The organism is Phaeobacter gallaeciensis (assembly GCF_001678945.1).
Classification (GTDB): Bacteria; Pseudomonadota; Alphaproteobacteria; order Rhodobacterales; family Rhodobacteraceae; genus Phycobacter; species Phycobacter gallaeciensis_A.
In genome coordinates, this window is sequence record NZ_CP015124.1 from 833624 (window position 1) to 851234 (window position 17611).

Sequence of the window (17611 nt, forward strand, 5' to 3'; positions counted from 1 at the left end):
GAAACTCCCCTTTGGCTGTCTTGTGCAGCTCTTCTCCGTCAATGCGAAGCCCGCCGCGGCATAGACCGGGCGGGCGATAGAACTCAGTCTCCTTCGAAGACCGGTTTTTCCTTGTTTACAAAGGCATGGTAGGCGCGCTCAAAGTCCGCTGTCTGCATGCAGATAGCCTGCGCCTGGGCCTCGGCCTCGATCGCCTGTTCGATGGACATCGACCACTCCTGCGCCAGCATTGTCTTGGTCATCATGTGACCAAAATTCGGGCCCGCCGCGATCCGCGTCGCCCACTGACGCGCCTCTGCGGTCAGTTCTTCGGCCGGGACCAGCTTGTTATGGAAACCCCAGGCGGCGCCTTCCTCGGCGCTCATCGAACGGCCAGTATATAGCAGTTCAGCCGCGCGGCCCTGACCGATAATCCGGGGCAGGATGGCGCAGGCCCCCATATCACAGCCCGCCAGCCCGACGCGGGTGAACAGAAATGCCGTCTTGGCCTCCGGCGTGGCAATACGCAGATCCGACGCCATCGCGATGATCGCCCCGGCGCCCACGCAGATACCATCAATCGCCGCAATCACCGGCTTGCCGCAGTTCACCATCGCCTTTACCAGATCGCCAGTCATCCGCGTAAAGGCCAGCAGTTCCTTCATGCTCATCTTGGTGAGGGGGCCAATGATATCATGTACATCGCCGCCCGAGCTGAAGTTGCCGCCATTGGAGGCAAAGATCACCGCCTTGATGTCATCGTCATAGTGCAACTCGCGGAACCAGTCGCGCATCTCGGCATAGCTGTCAAAGGTCAGCGGGTTCTTACGCTCGGGCCGGTCCAGCGACACGGTCGCAATGCCATCTTCAACGTGGCAGAGAAAATGTTTGGTATCCGTATTGATCATCGACTTTCATCCTTGTTTTCCAAACGGCGGGCGACAGCATCCAGCGCCTCGGCCATGGTCTGGGCCGCCTCGGGGGGCACATCCGCAAACATCTTGTCGATCCAGGCCTCGTGCGCTTCGGCCTGCCGTGCGAATTCGGCGCGGCCCTGCTCGGTCATCCGTACCAGGCTGGCGCGGCGATCACCGGGAACCGGTTCGCGCTGTACGTGGCCATCCTCGACCAGACGTTCGATGATGCCGGTCACATTGCCGTTCGACACTTTCAGCACGCCAGAGAGCTGGCTCATCTTGAGCCCGTCTTCGTGCTGGACCAGCGCTGCCATCACATCGAAACGCGGCAGGGTGGTCGAAAAATCGCGGCGCAGGTTTTCGCGGATCTCGCTTTCCACCGCGCGGGTCGCCTTCAGCACCCGCAGCCACAGCCGCAATCTGTCTTTTGAGGTTTCCGCCACGTTCAGATCTCGCCTCCTGATATGGGCAGGGCAGAACCGTTCACCGATCCCGCCCCCTCGCTTGCCAGCCACAACGCCGCTTCGGCAACCTCGGCAGGCTGGATGAAACGACCCTGCGGGTTGCTGGCCCGCAGTGATTTTTCCGCCTTCTCCGGGGTCATCCCGGTCTTGGCAACGATATTATCCACCGATCTTTGCAGGAGCGGCGTTTCAATGAAACCCGGACAAATCGAATTTACCGTGATGCCGGTGCGTGCCAGTTCCAGCGAGAGCGCCCGCGTCAGCCCGATCACGCCGTGCTTTGCCGCGCAATAGCCTGAAACATAGGGGTATCCCTTCAACCCCGCGGTCGAGGCGATGGCGATCATACGGCCCCAGCCTGCCTCTTTCATCCCCGGCAGCGCCGCCTGCCAGAGGTTGAAAACCCCCGCCAGATTGACCGACAAAGCCGCGCCGAAATCCTCGGCGCTCATCCGATCAAAAGGTTTGGAGGGCGCCGCCCCGGCATTGGCTAGGGCAATGGCGACCGGTCCGTTCTTGGCCGCCGCCTCGGTGAGCGCTGCCTCAACGGCAGCGCGGTCGGTGACATCGCAGGTCAGCGGCAGGGCCTTGGTCGCCGCGCTGACCTCTTCCAGGGGCTCCATCCGGCGCCCCAGGATGGTCACGCGGGCGCCCTGGCCCGCGAACTGTGCCGCCAGTTCGGCGCCAACGCCAGAGCCACCGCCAGAGATGACGACGTGTTTGCCCGCGACACTCATGCCCGGACCACCTCTGCGTCGCGGTCCGCCAGACGCCAGGCCTGATCCCGGCCCGCCTCGTAGGGCAACGGCCAGGCGGCCTGTCGATCCCCGATCCGGGTTGCCTCGTGAAGCGTCCAGTAAGGATCCGCCAGATGCGGACGCCCCACGCAGATCAGATCGGCGCGGCCTGCCATCAGGATCGAATTCGCATGATCGGCCTCGTAGATATTGCCGACAGCCATGGTCGCGATACCTGCTTCGTTGCGGATACGGTCCGAAAACGGCGTCTGGAACATGCGTCCATAGACCGGTTTGGCGTCGATCGAGGTCTGACCGGCAGAGACGTCGATAATATCGGCGCCAGCCTCCGAGAATGCCTTGGCGATCTCGACCGCCTCTTCCGGGGTTACGCCTTCGTCGCCGATCCAATCGTTGGCAGAGATCCGGACGGACATCGGTTTATGGGCAGGCCAGACGTCACGCATCGCCTTGAAGACCTCCAGCGGGTAGCGCAGGCGGTTTTCCAGCGAGCCGCCAAACTCATCCTCACGAATATTGGATTTTGGCGAAATGAAGGAAGAGATCAGATAACCATGCGCCGCATGAAGTTCGATCATGTCAAATCCGGCGCGCTCTGCCATCTCGGCCGAAGCGACGAATTCGGCCTTCACGGCCTCCATTTCTGCGCGGGTGATTTCGCGCGGGGTGGCGTTATTCGGGGACCAGGGCAAGGGTGAGGCTGAGACCAGATCCCAGTTACCCTCTTTCAAAGGCGCGTCCATCACTTCCCAGCCAACCTGTGTCGAACCCTTGCGGCCCGAATGGCCGATCTGGCAGCAAATCTTGGCCCGGGTCTCGTTATGCACGAAATCAGTCAGACGGGTCCAGGCGGCTTCATGTTCGGGCGCGTAAAGACCGGGACAGCCGGGGGTGATCCGTCCTTCGGCGCTGACGCAAGTCATTTCGGTATAGACCATCCCGGCGCCACCCTTGGCGCGCTCACCGTAATGGATCAGGTGCCAGTCCGTCGGGCAGCCATTCACCGCCTTGTACTGCGCCATCGGGGAGACAACGATGCGGTTCTCCAGCGTCATGTCACGCAATTTATAAGGGGCAAACATCGGCACACGCACCGGCGCATCGGCCGGAACACCCGCCCGTTCCTGGAACCACTTTTCTGCTGATTTCAGCCAGTCCGGGTCGCGCAGGCGCAGGTTTTCGTGGGAGATCCGCTGCGAACGGGTCAGCAGAGAATAATTGAACTGAACCGGATCCATATCCAGATAACGTTCAACTTCCTCAAACCATTCCAATGAGTTACGCGCGGCCGACTGCAAGCGCAGCACATCAAGGCGCCGCTCGTCCTGATAGCGCTCAAAGGCGCGTTCCATCGACGGCTCGACCGTCAGCAGCTCGGCCAAGGCAATGGCACTGTCAAAGGCCAGCCGCGATCCGGACCCGATCGAGAAATGCGCCGTGGCAGAGGCATCGCCCAACAGCACGACGTTTTGATGGTGCCATTTTTCGCAGAGCACCCGCGGGAAGTTGATCCAGACAGCCGATCCGCGCAGGTGGTCGGCGTTGGACATCAGGTTGTGACCACCCAGATGGTCGGCAAAGATCTCTTCGCAGGTGCGAATAATCTCTTCCTTGCTCATGTCCTCAAAGCCCCAGTTGTCCCAGGTCTCCGCAGAACACTCCACGATCACGGTCGCCGTATCCGCATCGAATTGATAGGCGTGGATCCAGACCCAGCCGTGTTTGGTGTTTTCGAACACAAATGTGAAGGCGTCATCGAACTTCTGATGGGTGCCCAGCCAGATAAACTTGCACGGGCGCACGTCGATATTGGGTTTAAAGTGTTCCGCGAACTCATTGCGGACGCTGGAATTAAGCCCATCACAGGCAACCACGATGTCATAGTCATCCTGATAGTCCGCTGCCGGTCCGACCTCGGTCTCAAACTGCAGGTTCACCCCGAGCTCCCGCGCGCGCTCCTGCAGGATCAGCAGCATCTTCTTACGCCCGATCCCGGCAAACCCGTGACCGCCGGACACCGTACGCACGCCGTTGTGCACCACCGCGATGTCATCCCAATAGGCAAAGTTCCGACGGATTTCGGCGGCGCTTTCTGGGTCATTTTCCGTAAGATTTTCAAGCGCATCATCGGAAAGAACAACACCCCAACCAAAGGTGTCGTCCGCCTTGTTACGCTCAAACACCGTGACATCAGCGTCCGGCTGACGCAGCTTCATTGAAATCGCGAAGTAGAGCCCCGCGGGACCACCTCCCAAACAGGCAACTTTCATGATCCTACCCTCCGCATGAGATTGTTATGTTGGGATCAGGATAAGCGAGACGACAAACACTTCAAGCTTAAAGTTTCATGCTTGAAATTTAAACGCCCCATTCCGGGGCCCGTCGTTTACCACTTAGCAACCAAGAGAAGGTAAAATTGAATGCAAATAATCTGAGATTTACAGGGCGTGCAGAGACCCTATCCCCCCGATTGGTTTGCCTTTTGTGTTTTTACATCAATACAAAGGCATCATACATTAATGTGGATAAACTTGGGATAACTTTGGGATAAAACATCCCGTTTGGCGAGATCGTGAGCCACATCACTATGCGATCCGGCGCCCCACTGCCAATCTGACGCAGACCTCACCGGATATACTTCGAACCTTCGCCAGAACAGAAGCCCCTCCTGTGGATGAACATGTGGGCAACATTTGAATGAACCTGGCAAACCAGTCAAAATTATTGATTTTTGTAAATTTTTAGAGGCCAAGGACGATTATATGTCAAATTATCTAATATTTTAGACAACTCTTACCCCCCTACAGTTTAATCTGAATCACCCCCTGTCCTCCCCTAAAACCCAGCATCACAAACGGTTCGGCTGACTGTAGCGGCTAATGGGACAAGCGCCTGGCCAATCTGCGGCAACCCATCAGAAAAAGGCCCCGTTTCCGGGGCCGCACCATTATTTACTGTCAGGAAGGTCGCCGCGCTCAGAGTTCCCGCAGGTATCGCATCACAGCAGGTCTGACGGATTGATCGCCCCGGTGGCGGGAGTCCGAAATAATCTTGCGAACATCCGAAAGGTTAACACGCATTAACAAAGACTTGACCGGCCCAATTGAAGCAGGCCGCATCGACAGCGTCCGGATACCCATCGCAGCAAGACAGACAGCCTCGATCGGCCGCCCGGCGTCTTCGCCACAGAAACTCAGCGGTGTTTCGAACCGGTCGCAGCGCTCCACGATCTGCTCGATAAAGGTCAAAAAGCTGACGTTCAGCGTGTCATAGCGTTTTCGGACGCGCTCATTCTCTCGGTCGGCAGCAAAGAAGAACTGCTTCAGATCGTTGCCGCCGATCGAGAGGAAATCGACTTCTTCAAAGAACTTGTGCGGCGCAAATGCCAGAGAGGGGGTTTCCAGCATCGCCCCCACTTCCAGCCGTTCCGGCAGCGCGTGGCCAAGGATTCGCTCGCGCTCCAGCGTCTTGTCGATCTCCTGGCGCGCAGCACGGTATTCTTCGAATTGCGCAACAAAGGGGAACATAATCGACAGCGGCCGCCCATTGGCCGCCCGCATCAACGCCTGCAGCTGCATGCGCATGACGCCCGGTTTATCGAGACCCACCCGGATCGCCCGCCAGCCAAGCGCTGGGTTCGGCTCATCCGTCGGCTTCATATAGGGCAGAACCTTGTCCGAGCCGATGTCGAGCGTCCGGAACACCACCCGCTTGCCGTGCGATGCATCCAGCACCCGCTGATAGAGCGTCACCAGTTCGGACCGCTTAGGCATCTGATCACGCACAAGAAACTGCAGCTCGGTACGGAACAGCCCCACCCCTTCGGCGCCGGACCCTTCGAGCGACGGCAGATCCGCCATCAACCCGGCGTTCATCAGCAAGGTGACATGTTGTTCGTCTTGCGTAATGGCGGGTTTTTCCCGGATCGAGGCATAGCGCTCCTGGGCATCGGCCTGCATCGCGATCTTGTCCCGAAAGGCGCTAACCACGGTTTCATCCGGGCGCAGGTGCACGACCCCCTGATCGCCATCCACCATGATATGATCGCCGTTCAGCGCCTCGGTGGTGATGCGTTTGGCGTTCACCACCAGAGGAATCGCCAAGGCACGCGCCACGATCGCCGCGTGCGAGCCGACGGAGCCTTCCTCCAGCACGATGCCGCGCAGCGAGCGACCGTATTCCAGCAACTCGGCCGGGCCGATATTGCGGGCAATCAGGATCGGGTCCACTGGCAGATCGGCGCCGGTTTCGGCGCCCTGCCCGGTCAGAATCCTAAGCAGGCGATTCGATAGATCATCAAGATCGCTCAGCCGTTCGCGCAGGTAGGCATCCTGCACCTGAGACATACGCGCCCGGGCCTGGGACTGCTCCTTTTCAACCGCGGCCTCGGCGCTCAACCCACGCGATATGTCTTCTTCCATGCGCCGCATCCAGCCTTTGGAATTGGCGAACATGCGATAGGTTTCAAGAACTTGCAGCTGATCCTTGTCTCCGTTTTCAGAGATCTTCAGCATCTTGTCGACGCCGACGCGTAGCTCTTCCACTGCTTCGTTCAGGCGCTCAAGCTCTCGGTGCGGATCATCGGCAATCGGGTTGGTTACCACGACGCGCGGTTCGTGCAGCCAGACATGGCCTTCGGCAGCGCCTTCCTGCGCGGCAGTTGCACTCAGCAGAACCGGCTGCTGGTGCATCGGAGACAAGGCTGCGCCCTCCCCGACAAAGGCACCGAGTTCCGCCATTTCGGCGATCACCATCGCCACCACTTCGAGCGCGTAAACCGCATCAGAGGAGAATTCGCGCGCTTCCTTGGACTGGACGACGAGCACGCCCATCATCTCGCCCAGACGTTGGATCGGAATGCCGAGGAAGGAAGAATACCGCTCTTCGCCGGTTTCCGGCATATAGCGGAACCCCTTGGCGTTCGGGGCATCGGGGGTATTGACCACCTTGCCGTACCTGGCCACCCGGCCCACCAGACCTTCGCCAATCCGCATACGGGTCTGGTGCACGGATTCGACGTTCAGACCCTCTGTCGCGCAAAGCTCAAGCGTCTCGTCATCGCGGAACAGGTAGACCGAGCAGACCTCGGTCCCCATGCTGTCGGCAATCAGGTGAGTGATCTTGTCCAGACGGGCCTGGCCAGGGTCATCCCCGGCCATGGCCTCGCGCAGGCGGCCTAGCAACCTGCGGCTCTCGGATTCAGTACTTTCGACCATGGGCCCTGTTCACGTGGTTATTGTGCAGGCAGCCCATGCACGATCAGGCTGCCTTATCCAGTTCAAAGGCATCATGCAGTGCCTGAACAGCAAGTTCCATGTATTTCCGGTCGATGAGCACGGAAATTTTGATCTCTGAGGTTGTAATGACCTTGATGTTGATCCCCTCATCCGAGAGCACCTTGAACATCTTGGCCGCCACGCCCGATTGCGAGCGCATGCCAATCCCCACGACCGAAACCTTTGCAACGTCCTTGTCGGCAACCAGTTCGGCGTAGTTGAGATCGCCCTTTTCCTTGCTCTCCTGCAAGGCCTGTTCGGCGCGCGCCACCTGATCGGTGGGGCAGGAAAAGGTCATATCCGTGCGGCCTTCGTCCGAGATATCCTGCACGATCATGTCCACATTCACGCCTGCATCCGACAGGCAGGTAAAGATGGTTGCCGCAATGCCGGGACGGTCGGCGACCGATTGCACGGTCAACTTGGCTTCGTCGCGGGAATAGGCCACACCGGCCACAACGTTGGATTCCATGATGTCCTCCTCGGCACAGACCAGCGTGCCAGCATTGTCATTTTGTTCTTCGAAACTGGACAGGACGCGCAGCCGCACCTGATAGCGCATCGCCAGCTCGACTGAGCGGGTCTGCAGGACCTTCGCCCCCAGAGAGGCCAGTTCCAGCATCTCTTCGAATGCGATCTTGTCAAGCTTGCGGGCCTTATCGCAGATGCGTGGGTCCGTGGTATAGACGCCGTCCACATCCGTGTAGATATCGCAGCGCTCGGCATCGAAGGCCGCCGCAAAGGCCACCGCCGTGGTGTCCGAACCGCCCCGACCCAGCGTGGTGATGCGCCCTTCGGGGCTGATGCCCTGGAAACCGGCAACAACGGCCACGCGCATGCCTTCGGCGAATTTGGCGCTGATATTCTCGGTCGGGATTTCTTCGATCCGCGCCTGGCTGTGGGCGCTGGTCGTCTTCAGCGGCACCTGCCAGCCCTGCCAGCTGCGCGCGGGAACATCCATTTCCTGCAGCGTCAGCGCCATCAGACCGGCGGTGACGTTTTCGCCGGAAGACACCACTGCGTCATATTCGCGGGCGTCAAACAGCGGCGAGGTTTCATTGACCCAGCCAACAAGCTCATTGGTCTTTCCCGACATGGCCGATACGATGACAATGACATCATAGCCTTTGGCCACTTCGACACCGACCCGCTTTGCCGCGCGTCGGATCCGGTCGAGGTTGGCGACAGAGGTGCCGCCGAATTTCATTACTAGAACGGGCATGGGGCATTCGTCTCCGTGCGCTCGCAGATTCCGATCACCGCCTCATAGGGGAGGTCCGTGATCAGGGCAAGACTGCGGATTGTAGCAATACAAGGGCCAAACCGCCGCAGGGGGCTCTGTCTGAGGCCCAATCCACCTTACACGACCCCAGAGCTCCGGCGCGGTGTCAGTTGCGCCAGAACCGCAACGTCAGGATCGCGTAGACCGCCATCAGTTCCAGACGCCCGATCAGCATGGCCGCGCTCAGGATCCATTTGGCCGCATCATTCAGGGTGGAAAAATTGCCCGCAGGCCCGATGATATCGCCCAGCCCCGGCCCGACATTGGCCACTGCGGTTGCCGCGCCCGAGACGGCTGTGATGAAGTCCAGCCCTGTCAGAGCCAGCCCCCAGGACACGACCCCCAGCGTCACCACGAAGAACATGAAAAAGGAAATCACCGAGCTGAGGACATCCGGCCCGACCGGGCGTCCGTCAAAGCGCGGAATGAAGATACCGTTGGGGGAGCGGATACGCTGGATCTGAACCCGGATCGAGGCAAACAGGATCTGATAGCGGAACACCTTAACCGAACAGGCTGTGGAACCCGCGCAGCCACCGATCAGACCGATGAAAAAGAACACCATGATCAGGAAGCTGCCCCATTCCATGTAATCGACGCTGGCATAGCCGGTGCCGGAAATGATCGAGGTGATGTTGAACAGCGCCTCGCGCAGAGCCTGTTCTGGGTGGTGCGGGAAGATATAGAGCAGCACGCTGGCGGTCACGATGATCAGCACCAGAATAGTACCCAGAAAGGCGCGGATCTGGCTATCGCGCAGCAGCGGCTGCCCCTGCCCGTTGATCAACTGTACGTAGCGCACGAAGGGCAGCGCCGCCATGATCATGAAGAACGATGCCGCGTATTCGGCCGGACCGGAGAAGGTGCCGAAAGAGGCATCGTAGTTCGAAAAGCCACCGGTCGACATGGTGGTCAGGGCATGCACCAGCGCATCGAACAGTCCCATGCCCAGCACCACATAGACCACCATGCATAGCAGCGTCAGCGCCACGTAGATCAACGAGATCTGACGTGCGATCGTCTGCGCACGGGGCAAAATCTTCCCCATGGTATCAAAAGCTTCGGAGCGGAAGATCTGCATACCCCCGACCCGTAGCTCGGGCAGAAACACCATGGCGACGACAATGATACCAATCCCGCCGAGCCACTGCAGGATACCTCGCCACAAGAGGATCCCCCGTGGCAGGTCATCAAGGCCGGAGATTACCGTGGACCCGGTGGTCGTCAGCCCCGACATCGCTTCGAAAAACGCATCTGTAAAGCTGAGCTCGGTCGCCCCCATCATCAGCGGGATCGCACCGAACACCGGCAGCGCCGCCCAGACCGAAGTGGTCAGCAGAAAGGTCTGACGAATGCTAAGCCCCTGCCGCACTGAATTGCCACAGCTGAGCGCCAGCAGCCCGCCCGCCAGAATGGTGATCAGGCCGCTTTCAAGAAACACCGGCCATTCGCCCTGCCCATCGTAAAGATCGATCAGGAACGGAAAGACCATCATGGCGCCAAGAATGACGACCAACAGGCCAATGACATATGCGACCGGGCGAAGATCCAACATGACGGGCAGCGTTGGCGCCCCCTGCGCAAAGTGTCAAGTCAAAGGCGGCGTCATGCCTTCTCGGCGTCACTCTTTGCCGCGGAGCGCTCTGGCAGCGCCGGAGGCTTGGACGGCGCGCGTTTTGCCTTGGACGCGGTGGATTGTGCCGGTGCCGCTGTGGTGGCTTCAGCCTTATTCGCCTGTGGCGGAGTGGATGCCGCAGCGGACGGCTTGGCTGTCGCCTTGGCCGCAGCTGTGACCGCTGCGGGCTTTGTTGCTGCCGGTTTGGCCGAGGAAGGTTTCGTAGGGGAAGCTTTTGCCTGTGCGGGTTTTGCTGCTGCGGTCTTGGTGGGTGTTAGTGTCACCTGTGCAGGCTTAGCAGGCGATGTTTTGGGCGCGGTCGTCTTTGCCGCTATCGACTTAGGCGTTGTCGCCGCAGGCTTGGTTGTCGTCGCCTTGCGGGCCACTGCCTTGTTCTCAGTCTTACTCGCAGTCGCTGTGGTGGCAGCCGCCTTGGGCGTTGCGGGTCTGGCCGCGACCGGTTTCTCTGAGGCAGGTTTGGCAGCAGGCGATTTGCGCGCCGTAGTCCTGGCCGCCGGGGCGGCTTTACTTTTGCGTGCCGGACGCCGCGCAGGGGTCTTGGTTTTGGCGGCCGAACGTTCGCCGGTTGCCCGTTTCGCAGGTGTTTTCGCTTTTTGCGGCGCCGGGGCCGGAGCAGCAACAGCAGCCGGTCTGAACACCGCCGTTCCGGCGGTCATCAGTACATGCGTCAGGCGTATCTGTTCATAAGGCGCCTGAACCGCCAGCGCCGTCATCGCACGCCAGCATCGCAACTGTGTCCCGGCGGAATAGCCGACCCATTGCGGCAGCGTTGCAGGCTGATCTTGGAGGATGGGCGAAAAGAACATCGGGAACTCCTTACATCAAAGAGATCCGGCATTGATATCTGGCCAGCAGAAGGATTCCGTAGCCATCAGGGTCCGGACCTGATGGAAGGCTAACACGAGAATGCGGCAACGCAGCAAAAAATGCGGCATTGCCGCGGAAATTCGTGCTTGAGTGATACCGGAACAGGCAGGAGGCGGCGCAACGTGCGCCGCTGCCAACCTGTTACCCCCGATGGATCAGGGTCGAGAACAGACCCGGATCAAGGCTGGTTTCGGCAAACAGTGGCCCTTGGGTCAGCACGCTGACAGCATCGTGGCTGTGCAGGCTTTCCTGATGGCTGGCCACCACGCGAAAATCGCCAATGCGCGGATCGCTTTGCAGGGCTTCGCAGAACAGGCGCGCAGCATCCTCGACAAAGATCGGGTTGGCAGCGTTCAGTTCGGCAAAGGCCTGTTCGTCCTCGCGCTTGACCATGACCTGAGTCTCGGTGGGCACCGCGCGGCGACAATGATCGATCAGATCCTCGAACCACAGGCAGGGGGCCTCGGGGTCGATCTGCACCGACAGCCGCGCCACCGACCGCTGCGAATGCGGGGTTGCCAGTTGCCCGCGCGACTGGCGCGCGTGTTCCGACAATTCCAGCGAACAGGGGCAGGTTGAGGAATAGACATAGTCCAGATGCACGATCTTGTTGCGCACCCCATCCCGATCCACCAGCTCCAGCGCGATATCGTAATATTGATAGCCCGACAGGCCCGAACGCAGGCTGTCGATCTTCACCGGGAAGGAGAACCGCATCTGGATGCGCGCGTCCATGCTGCCGAGATCACTGAGGTAATCCTCAAGCGCGGCCTCGATCACCTCAAAGCTAAAGGTCTTTTCTGCGTGTTTGTAAAAGGACCGCATGATCCGGGACATGTTGATGCCCTTCTTGTCGGCCTCAAGGCTGACGGTGCCAGTCACGCTGGTTTCCAGCGTCAGATCGCCATTGTCCCGTGTGTGAAAGCGAATCGGCAGGCGGAAGTTGGAGATGCCCACATGCTGGATCTGCTCATTGGCGCCGCGGATCAGGCTGGAAGGGCCGTTCTGCAGGTCGGGCAATGTGGCGCGATAGCCCTCATCCGCCACAAAATCCTCGGGGTAGTTGCGCGACAGATCGGGGTAGTTCTGCACCGCCCGCTCTGGCAGAAGCCGGGCAACGGCTGGGTCAAGCTGCGCAATTTCCGTCTGGGTGGCTGTCGCGGCCCATTGGCGAAGCGTCTCAAGAGCCGCCTCTGCCTCGGTCCGGTCCGGTGTCTCGTCCACGCCGCGCATATGGATATTCATACGACCACTTCCTCCGCTGCTGCTACGCCCCGGGGCGCAGCGATGTTCAGTATTACTCTGTTACGCGGGAAAACACAAAATGGATCAGACAAATACGGCAGGTTCCGGCCCGGAACTGACCCCGCACCACAAGTAAGCCCGCCCGGGCCCGCGAACAACGCGGGCCACAGCGCCCCCAAGACTTCAGCCGCCGCAGGCGTCCAATGCCTGCGTCAGATCCGCAATCAGATCCTCCGGATCCTCAAGCCCAACCGAGAAGCGCACCAGACCCGGCGTGATGCCCAGCGCCACCTTCTGATCATCGGGCAGCCGCTGGTGGGTGGTGGTGGCCGGATGGGTTGCGATGGATTTCGCATCGCCGAGATTGTTGGAAATCACCGGAATCGTCAGGGCGTTCAGGAAGGCAAAGGCCGCCTCCTTGCCACCCTTCAGATCCAGCGACAGGACCGTTCCGCCCTTACCGCCCAATTGCCGCTGCACCAGCGCGTTCTGAGCATGATCGGCTAGGCCGGGATAGATCGTGCGCGCCAGCTTCGGATGCCCCTGAAGGGCAGTCGCAATCTGCAGCGCCGTTTCGGCCTGTGCATTCACCCGCAGGGAAATCGTCTCCAGCCCCTTTAGCAGCGTCCAGGCGTTGAACGGGCTAAGGGAACCGCCGGTGTGCTTCATATAGGGCTCAACCGTGCCGCGGATGAAATCGCGTGTGCCAAGGATGACACCGCCCAGAACCCGGCCCTGACCGTCGATATGTTTGGTGGCCGAGTAGACCACCACATCCGCGCCTTGTGCGATGGCGTCAGAGAAGACCGGCGTAGAGAACACGTTGTCCACCACTACCGTCGCGCCGACGGCATGGGCGATTTCCGCGACCGCAGCCACGTCGATCACTTCCAGCGTCGGGTTCGACATGGATTCAAAGAATACCGCCTTGGTGTCCGGTCGTACCGCAGCGCGCCATTGCTCCAGATCGGTTCCATCGACGGATGTCACTTCGACTCCGAAGCGGGTCAGGATGTTTTCAAGGATATAAAGGCAAGAGCCAAACAGCGCCCGCGCCGAAACAACGTGATCGCCCGCCTTAAGAAGCGAGGTCAGCGCGCCATTGACCGCTGCCATGCCAGAAGCGGTGGCAAAGGCATCCTCGGCGCCCTCAAGCGCGGCGATCCGCTCTTCGAACATCGCCACGGTCGGGTTGCCATAGCGGGCATAGATGAACTCATCCGGGCCGGTTTCGATGAACCGGGCCTCGGCCTGCTCGGCGCTGTCATAGACAAAGCCCTGAGTCAGGAAGATCGCTTCGCTCACCTCGCCCCATTGGCTGCGGCGGGTGCCGCCGTGCACCAGTTTGGTGCGGCTGTTCCAGTTGCTGTCTTTCGTGTCGTTCATGGCACACACTCCTGCACGTCGGCGCAATAAAAAACCCCATCCGGCCAAGCGAAAGGGGTTCCTTTGCGTCCTGACCTCTTTAGCGGTGTGTTTAACGTGGCCCGCAATCCGGTAACAAATCCCACACGTCCAAGATGGCAAACCTCAGAAATTCGGCGGGACAGAAACCGGAGAATTAACCGATTTCTTTCATGGGGTCTTTGCCGCGACCCTGCCCCTCTCACCAGCAGTTCGATTGGGGCGACCCCAGACGACCGGTAAGGCTTGCGCCTTAACGCAGGCCGCCGCAACTGCGCAAGTCCAAATGCACCGCCCCTGGTCAGATTGAGCAGGCCTCGCACTCGCGTGCCGCCCACACAGGCAGGTGTCACCGTCTCCAGACGGCTTCGCGGCCGCGAACGTCGATCCTGTCGGCCAGACCGGAAAACTCACCCTTGAGGAACTTCTGAAACCGGGACACCGCGGGGCGCACCGGGCGGTCGTTGCGCCAGAGCAAACCCAGTTGCCGGTCCGGGTGCTCAAGCTTCACCGGCAGCGCTGTGACCATATTGGACGGTCGCTGCATGAACACCACTGAATAAGGCAGCACCGTCAGCGCATCCGATCCGGACATGATGCGCAGGATCGCCGCCAGCGAGCCGCCAGTAAAACTGACGCGGAAATCGGTGATGCCTACGATCTCCAGCGCGTTTTTCAGGTCCGCATAAAGGGGACTGCCCGCCGGGGGGGCGATCCAAGGGTATTGGGCGATATCTTCCAATCGAAACGTGGATTTACGCGCCAATGGGTGCGACGGCGCGCAGGCAATCACGTTGCGGCCACGCAGGATCGGTTCAAACGACAGCTCTTCCGGGATGTCATCGCCGCGCATCGGGCAGATCGCCAGATCGATGTTCCCCGTCTTCAGCTGTTCAGACAGCTCCGCGAAATAGCCATAGCTTTGCTGAATCGCCACATCTGGGAAAGCAGATTGGAACGACGCGATCATGTAGGAGATCACTCCATCCATGAAGATGGGCGTCCCGGCGATCCGCGCAGTGCCCGCCTTGCCCCCTGAATAAAGCTCGGCTGCGATGCGCGCCGCCTCACTTGCCTGACCGATCACCCGGCCCTGTTCGGCCAGCGACAGACACAGCTCGGTCGGCCGCAGCGGCCGGATACCCTTTTCAAATAATCGTGAACCGAGCCGCGACTCCAGCATCGCAACCGTGCGCGACAGGCTGGGCTGGGACTTGTTTAGCGCGGCCGCGCCTTCACTTAGCCCGCCCGAGTCGACGATCGCTGCCAGGATGCGCAGGTGATTGGGATCGATGTACATAACATCGTGGTATATTAAATGCCGTAATCTCGATCAACAGACCATTCACTGAGGTTTAACGTCCGGCACAACCGGAGGAGAAAGGTCTGAAATGACACAAGAGGCAGAAACCGCAACAGATGGTGTGCGCGTTGTATTCCAGGCTGGGGTGAAGGACATCCTTGTCGCAGAGACTCAGCGGCTGGGCGCGAAGAACGCCCTGGTTCTGTCCACCCCTCAGCAATCCGACGCAGCGCTGGAAATGGCCGAAACACTGGGCGAACTGGCCGCTGGCGTTTTCTGTCAGGCGGCGATGCACACCCCCGTCACCGTCACCGAAGCGGCCATGGCCCACGCCAAAGAGGTCGCAGCGGACTGCATCATCTCAATCGGCGGCGGCTCGACCATCGGGCTGGGCAAGGCAATCGCCTATCGCACAGGCCTGCCGCAGATCGTGATCCCGACCACCTACGCCGGCAGTGAAGCGACGCCGATCCTCGGCCAGACCGAGAACGGCATCAAGACGACGCTGAGCCACCCCGAGGTGCTGCCCGAAGTCATCCTCTATGATCCCGAGCGCGTCGCAACGCTGCCGGTTGCCATGACCGTGACCTCGGCGCTTAACGCCATGGCGCATGCAGCCGAGGCGCTTTATGCGCGCGACCGCACCGAAAAGACGGTGCATTTGGCCATCGACGGGCTGAAGGCCTTCGTCGGCGGTCTGCCCCGCGTTCTGGCCGCGCCTACGGATCTCGCAGCCCGCGCCGAGACGCAGCGCGGCGCATGGGCCTGTGGCACGGTGCTAGGCCAGGTCGGCATGGCCCTGCATCACAAGCTGTGCCACACGCTGGGCGGCTCATTCGACCTGCCCCACGCCGAAACCCACGCAATCGTTCTGCCCCATGCCATTGCCTATAACGCCCGCGCGGCAGCGACCGAACTGCTGCCGATCTGCGATCTTCTGGGCGGCGAGAATGCCGGGCGCGCCTTGTATGATTTTGCACAAAAACTGGGGGCGCCGCTGGCACTGCGCGATCTGGGTCTGAAGGAGGAAGACCTGGACCGCGCCGCCGAACTGGCCACCACCAAACCCTACCCCAATCCGCAGCCTGTCACGCGCGACGATATCCGCGCGCTGTTGCAGGCGGCCTGGGCGGGAACACCACCCGCCCACTGAACCGGGGCTTCGCGAACACTTTTGATGACGTCAGGGAGGACATCATGATTACACGCCGTAAACTGCTCAAATCCACCGCCGCCACCGGCCTCACGCTTGCTGCCGGGGGGCTGGCGGCACCAGCTCTGGCCCGGGATGCCAAGATCCGGCTGGGCTATGTCAGCCCGCAATCCGGCCCGCTGGCCGCATTTTCGGACGCCGACCGGTTCATCATCGAGGGTTTTCTAGCCTCGGATGCAGGCAGCAACTTCGAAGTGATCGTCAAGGACAGCCAGTCCAACCCCAACCGCGCTGCAGAGGTCGCCAAGGAACTGATCATCGACGACGAGATCGACATGATGCTCGTCGCCTCTACCCCCGAGACGACCAATCCGGTCGCCACCACCTGCGAGGCCGAGGAAATCCCGGTGATCTCCACCGTGGCCCCGTGGCAACCCTATTTCATCGGTCAGCAAGGCAACCCGGGCGATCCCGGCAGTTGGCGGCCGTTTGATTTCAGCTTCCATTTCTTCTGGGGACTGGAAGACGTGATTTCCACCTTCACGGCAATGTGGAACCAGCTCGACACCAATAAATCGGTTGGCGCGATCTTCCCCAACGATGGCGATGGCAACGCCTGGGGCGATCCCAACGTGGGCTTCCCGCCAGTGCTGGACGCCCAAGGGTATAAGCTGACCGACACCGGCCGCTACCAGAACCTCACCGATGACTTCAGCGCCCAGATCAATGCCTTCAAGGCGGCAAATGCTGAAATCGTCACCGGCGTGCCGATCCCGCCGGATTTCACCACCTTCTGGACACAGGCCAAACAGCAGGGCTTCACCCCCAAGGCCGCAAGCATCGGCAAGGCCATCCTATTCCCGCAGGCGGTCGAGGCTCTGGGCGATCAGGGGCACAACCTGTCCTCCGAGGTCTGGTGGTCACCGAACCATCCGTTCTCTTCCTCCCTGACCGGGCAATCCGCTGCCGATCTGGCCGCAGGCTATAGCCAGGCGACGGGCAAGCAGTGGACCCAGCCCATCGGTTTCGTGCACGCGCTGTTCGAAATGGCGGCCAGTGTCATGGGTCGCGTCGAAGACAGCCGCGACCCGGATGAAGTTGCAGCCGCGATCGCCGCAACGCAGCTGGATTCGATGGTCGGACGCATCGCATTCGACGGCAAGGGCCTGCCGCCGTTCGCCGCCGCGAATGTCGCCAAAACCCCGCTTGTGGGCGGTCAGTGGCGGCTTCAGGACGATGGCAGCTATGATCTCGTGGTGGTGGACAACTCCGATCACCCGGAGATCCCGACCGGCGGCAAGATGGAAGAGATTTCCTGATCCCATCC

General features: G+C 60.5%; 13 protein-coding genes and 1 riboswitch. Of the genes, 3 read left to right on the forward strand and 10 right to left on the reverse strand.

Features of this window, described 5'->3' with window-relative positions; genetic code table 11:
- Positions 1 to 83: 83 nt before the first annotated feature.
- From JL2886_RS03975 to JL2886_RS04005, 7 genes are all read right to left on the reverse strand, one after another.
- The gene (locus JL2886_RS03975) at positions 84 to 887 is read right to left on the reverse strand and encodes an enoyl-CoA hydratase family protein (RefSeq protein ID WP_065270825.1); all 804 of its coding nucleotides are present in this window, start codon (positions 885 to 887) and stop codon (positions 84 to 86) included.
- Positions 884 to 1339, reverse strand: coding sequence for a MarR family winged helix-turn-helix transcriptional regulator (locus JL2886_RS03980; protein WP_065270826.1), 456 nt, complete (start codon positions 1337 to 1339; stop codon positions 884 to 886). Before JL2886_RS03980 ends, JL2886_RS03975 begins: the two co-directional genes overlap by 4 nt.
- A gap of 2 nt (positions 1340 to 1341) precedes the next feature.
- Positions 1342 to 2097, reverse strand: coding sequence for an SDR family NAD(P)-dependent oxidoreductase (locus JL2886_RS03985; RefSeq protein ID WP_065270827.1), 756 nt, complete (start codon positions 2095 to 2097; stop codon positions 1342 to 1344).
- Complete coding sequence (locus JL2886_RS03990; protein ID WP_065270828.1) at positions 2094 to 4388, reverse strand: bifunctional salicylyl-CoA 5-hydroxylase/oxidoreductase; 2295 nt, start codon at positions 4386 to 4388, stop codon at positions 2094 to 2096. Before JL2886_RS03990 ends, JL2886_RS03985 begins: the two co-directional genes overlap by 4 nt.
- 705 nt (positions 4389 to 5093) lie before the next feature.
- Positions 5094 to 7334 carry a phosphoenolpyruvate--protein phosphotransferase gene (gene ptsP / locus JL2886_RS03995; protein ID WP_065270829.1) on the reverse strand — a complete coding sequence of 747 codons (2241 nt, stop codon included), beginning with the start codon at positions 7332 to 7334 and terminating at the stop codon, positions 5094 to 5096.
- Between the two features lie 43 nt (positions 7335 to 7377).
- Entirely contained in the window at positions 7378 to 8616 is a 1239-nt protein-coding gene (locus tag JL2886_RS04000) for an aspartate kinase (protein ID WP_065270830.1), read from the reverse strand.
- A gap of 166 nt (positions 8617 to 8782) precedes the next feature.
- Positions 8783 to 10231 (reverse strand): TrkH family potassium uptake protein, encoded by a 1449-nt coding sequence (locus JL2886_RS04005; RefSeq protein ID WP_065270831.1) that lies wholly within the window; start codon positions 10229 to 10231, stop codon positions 8783 to 8785.
- Positions 10232 to 10336: 105 nt separating this feature from the next.
- On the opposite strand from JL2886_RS04005, the gene JL2886_RS04010 reads away from it, so the two are divergent.
- Entirely contained in the window at positions 10337 to 10999 is a 663-nt protein-coding gene (locus tag JL2886_RS04010) for a hypothetical protein (protein WP_065270832.1), read from the forward strand.
- 321 nt (positions 11000 to 11320) lie between these two features.
- Here the strand turns inward: JL2886_RS04010 and folE2 are convergent, their stop codons facing one another.
- The 3 genes from folE2 to JL2886_RS04025 all read right to left on the reverse strand — a co-directional run bounded on the left by folE2 (position 11321) and on the right by JL2886_RS04025 (position 15128).
- Positions 11321 to 12424 carry a GTP cyclohydrolase FolE2 gene (gene folE2 / locus JL2886_RS04015; protein WP_065270833.1) on the reverse strand — a complete coding sequence of 368 codons (1104 nt, stop codon included), beginning with the start codon at positions 12422 to 12424 and terminating at the stop codon, positions 11321 to 11323.
- 183 nt (positions 12425 to 12607) lie between these two features.
- Positions 12608 to 13810 carry an O-succinylhomoserine sulfhydrylase gene (metZ, locus tag JL2886_RS04020; protein WP_065270834.1) on the reverse strand — a complete coding sequence of 401 codons (1203 nt, stop codon included), beginning with the start codon at positions 13808 to 13810 and terminating at the stop codon, positions 12608 to 12610.
- Positions 13811 to 13868: 58 nt separating this feature from the next.
- Positions 13869 to 13945, reverse strand: a riboswitch (SAM riboswitch).
- Between the two features lie 232 nt (positions 13946 to 14177).
- Complete coding sequence (locus JL2886_RS04025; protein WP_065270835.1) at positions 14178 to 15128, reverse strand: LysR family transcriptional regulator; 951 nt, start codon at positions 15126 to 15128, stop codon at positions 14178 to 14180.
- Between the two features lie 91 nt (positions 15129 to 15219).
- Here JL2886_RS04025 and JL2886_RS04030 point away from each other — a divergent pair, with 91 nt between their 5' ends.
- A complete protein-coding gene (locus tag JL2886_RS04030) occupies positions 15220 to 16284 on the forward strand; it encodes a maleylacetate reductase (protein WP_065270836.1) in 1065 nt (354 codons plus the stop codon).
- A gap of 44 nt (positions 16285 to 16328) precedes the next feature.
- Entirely contained in the window at positions 16329 to 17603 is a 1275-nt protein-coding gene (locus JL2886_RS04035) for an ABC transporter substrate-binding protein (protein WP_065270837.1), read from the forward strand.
- The last annotated feature ends 8 nt before the right edge of the window (positions 17604 to 17611 follow it).

Coding starts and splice junctions, on each gene's coding strand:
- JL2886_RS03975 (WP_065270825.1), bottom strand. CDS start 887: ATGATCAATACGGATACCAAACATTTTCTCTGCCACGTTGAAGATGGC.
- JL2886_RS03985 (WP_065270827.1), bottom strand. CDS start 2,097: ATGAGTGTCGCGGGCAAACACGTCGTCATCTCTGGCGGTGGCTCTGGC.
- JL2886_RS03990 (WP_065270828.1), bottom strand. CDS start 4,388: ATGAAAGTTGCCTGTTTGGGAGGTGGTCCCGCGGGGCTCTACTTCGCG.
- ptsP (WP_065270829.1), bottom strand. CDS start 7,334: ATGGTCGAAAGTACTGAATCCGAGAGCCGCAGGTTGCTAGGCCGCCTG.
- JL2886_RS04000 (WP_065270830.1), bottom strand. CDS start 8,616: ATGCCCGTTCTAGTAATGAAATTCGGCGGCACCTCTGTCGCCAACCTC.
- JL2886_RS04005 (WP_065270831.1), bottom strand. CDS start 10,231: ATGTTGGATCTTCGCCCGGTCGCATATGTCATTGGCCTGTTGGTCGTC.
- folE2 (WP_065270833.1), bottom strand. CDS start 12,424: ATGAATATCCATATGCGCGGCGTGGACGAGACACCGGACCGGACCGAG.
- metZ (WP_065270834.1), bottom strand. CDS start 13,810: ATGAACGACACGAAAGACAGCAACTGGAACAGCCGCACCAAACTGGTG.
- JL2886_RS04025 (WP_065270835.1), bottom strand. CDS start 15,128: ATGTACATCGATCCCAATCACCTGCGCATCCTGGCAGCGATCGTCGAC.
- JL2886_RS04030 (WP_065270836.1), top strand. CDS start 15,220: ATGACACAAGAGGCAGAAACCGCAACAGATGGTGTGCGCGTTGTATTC.
- JL2886_RS04035 (WP_065270837.1), top strand. CDS start 16,329: ATGATTACACGCCGTAAACTGCTCAAATCCACCGCCGCCACCGGCCTC.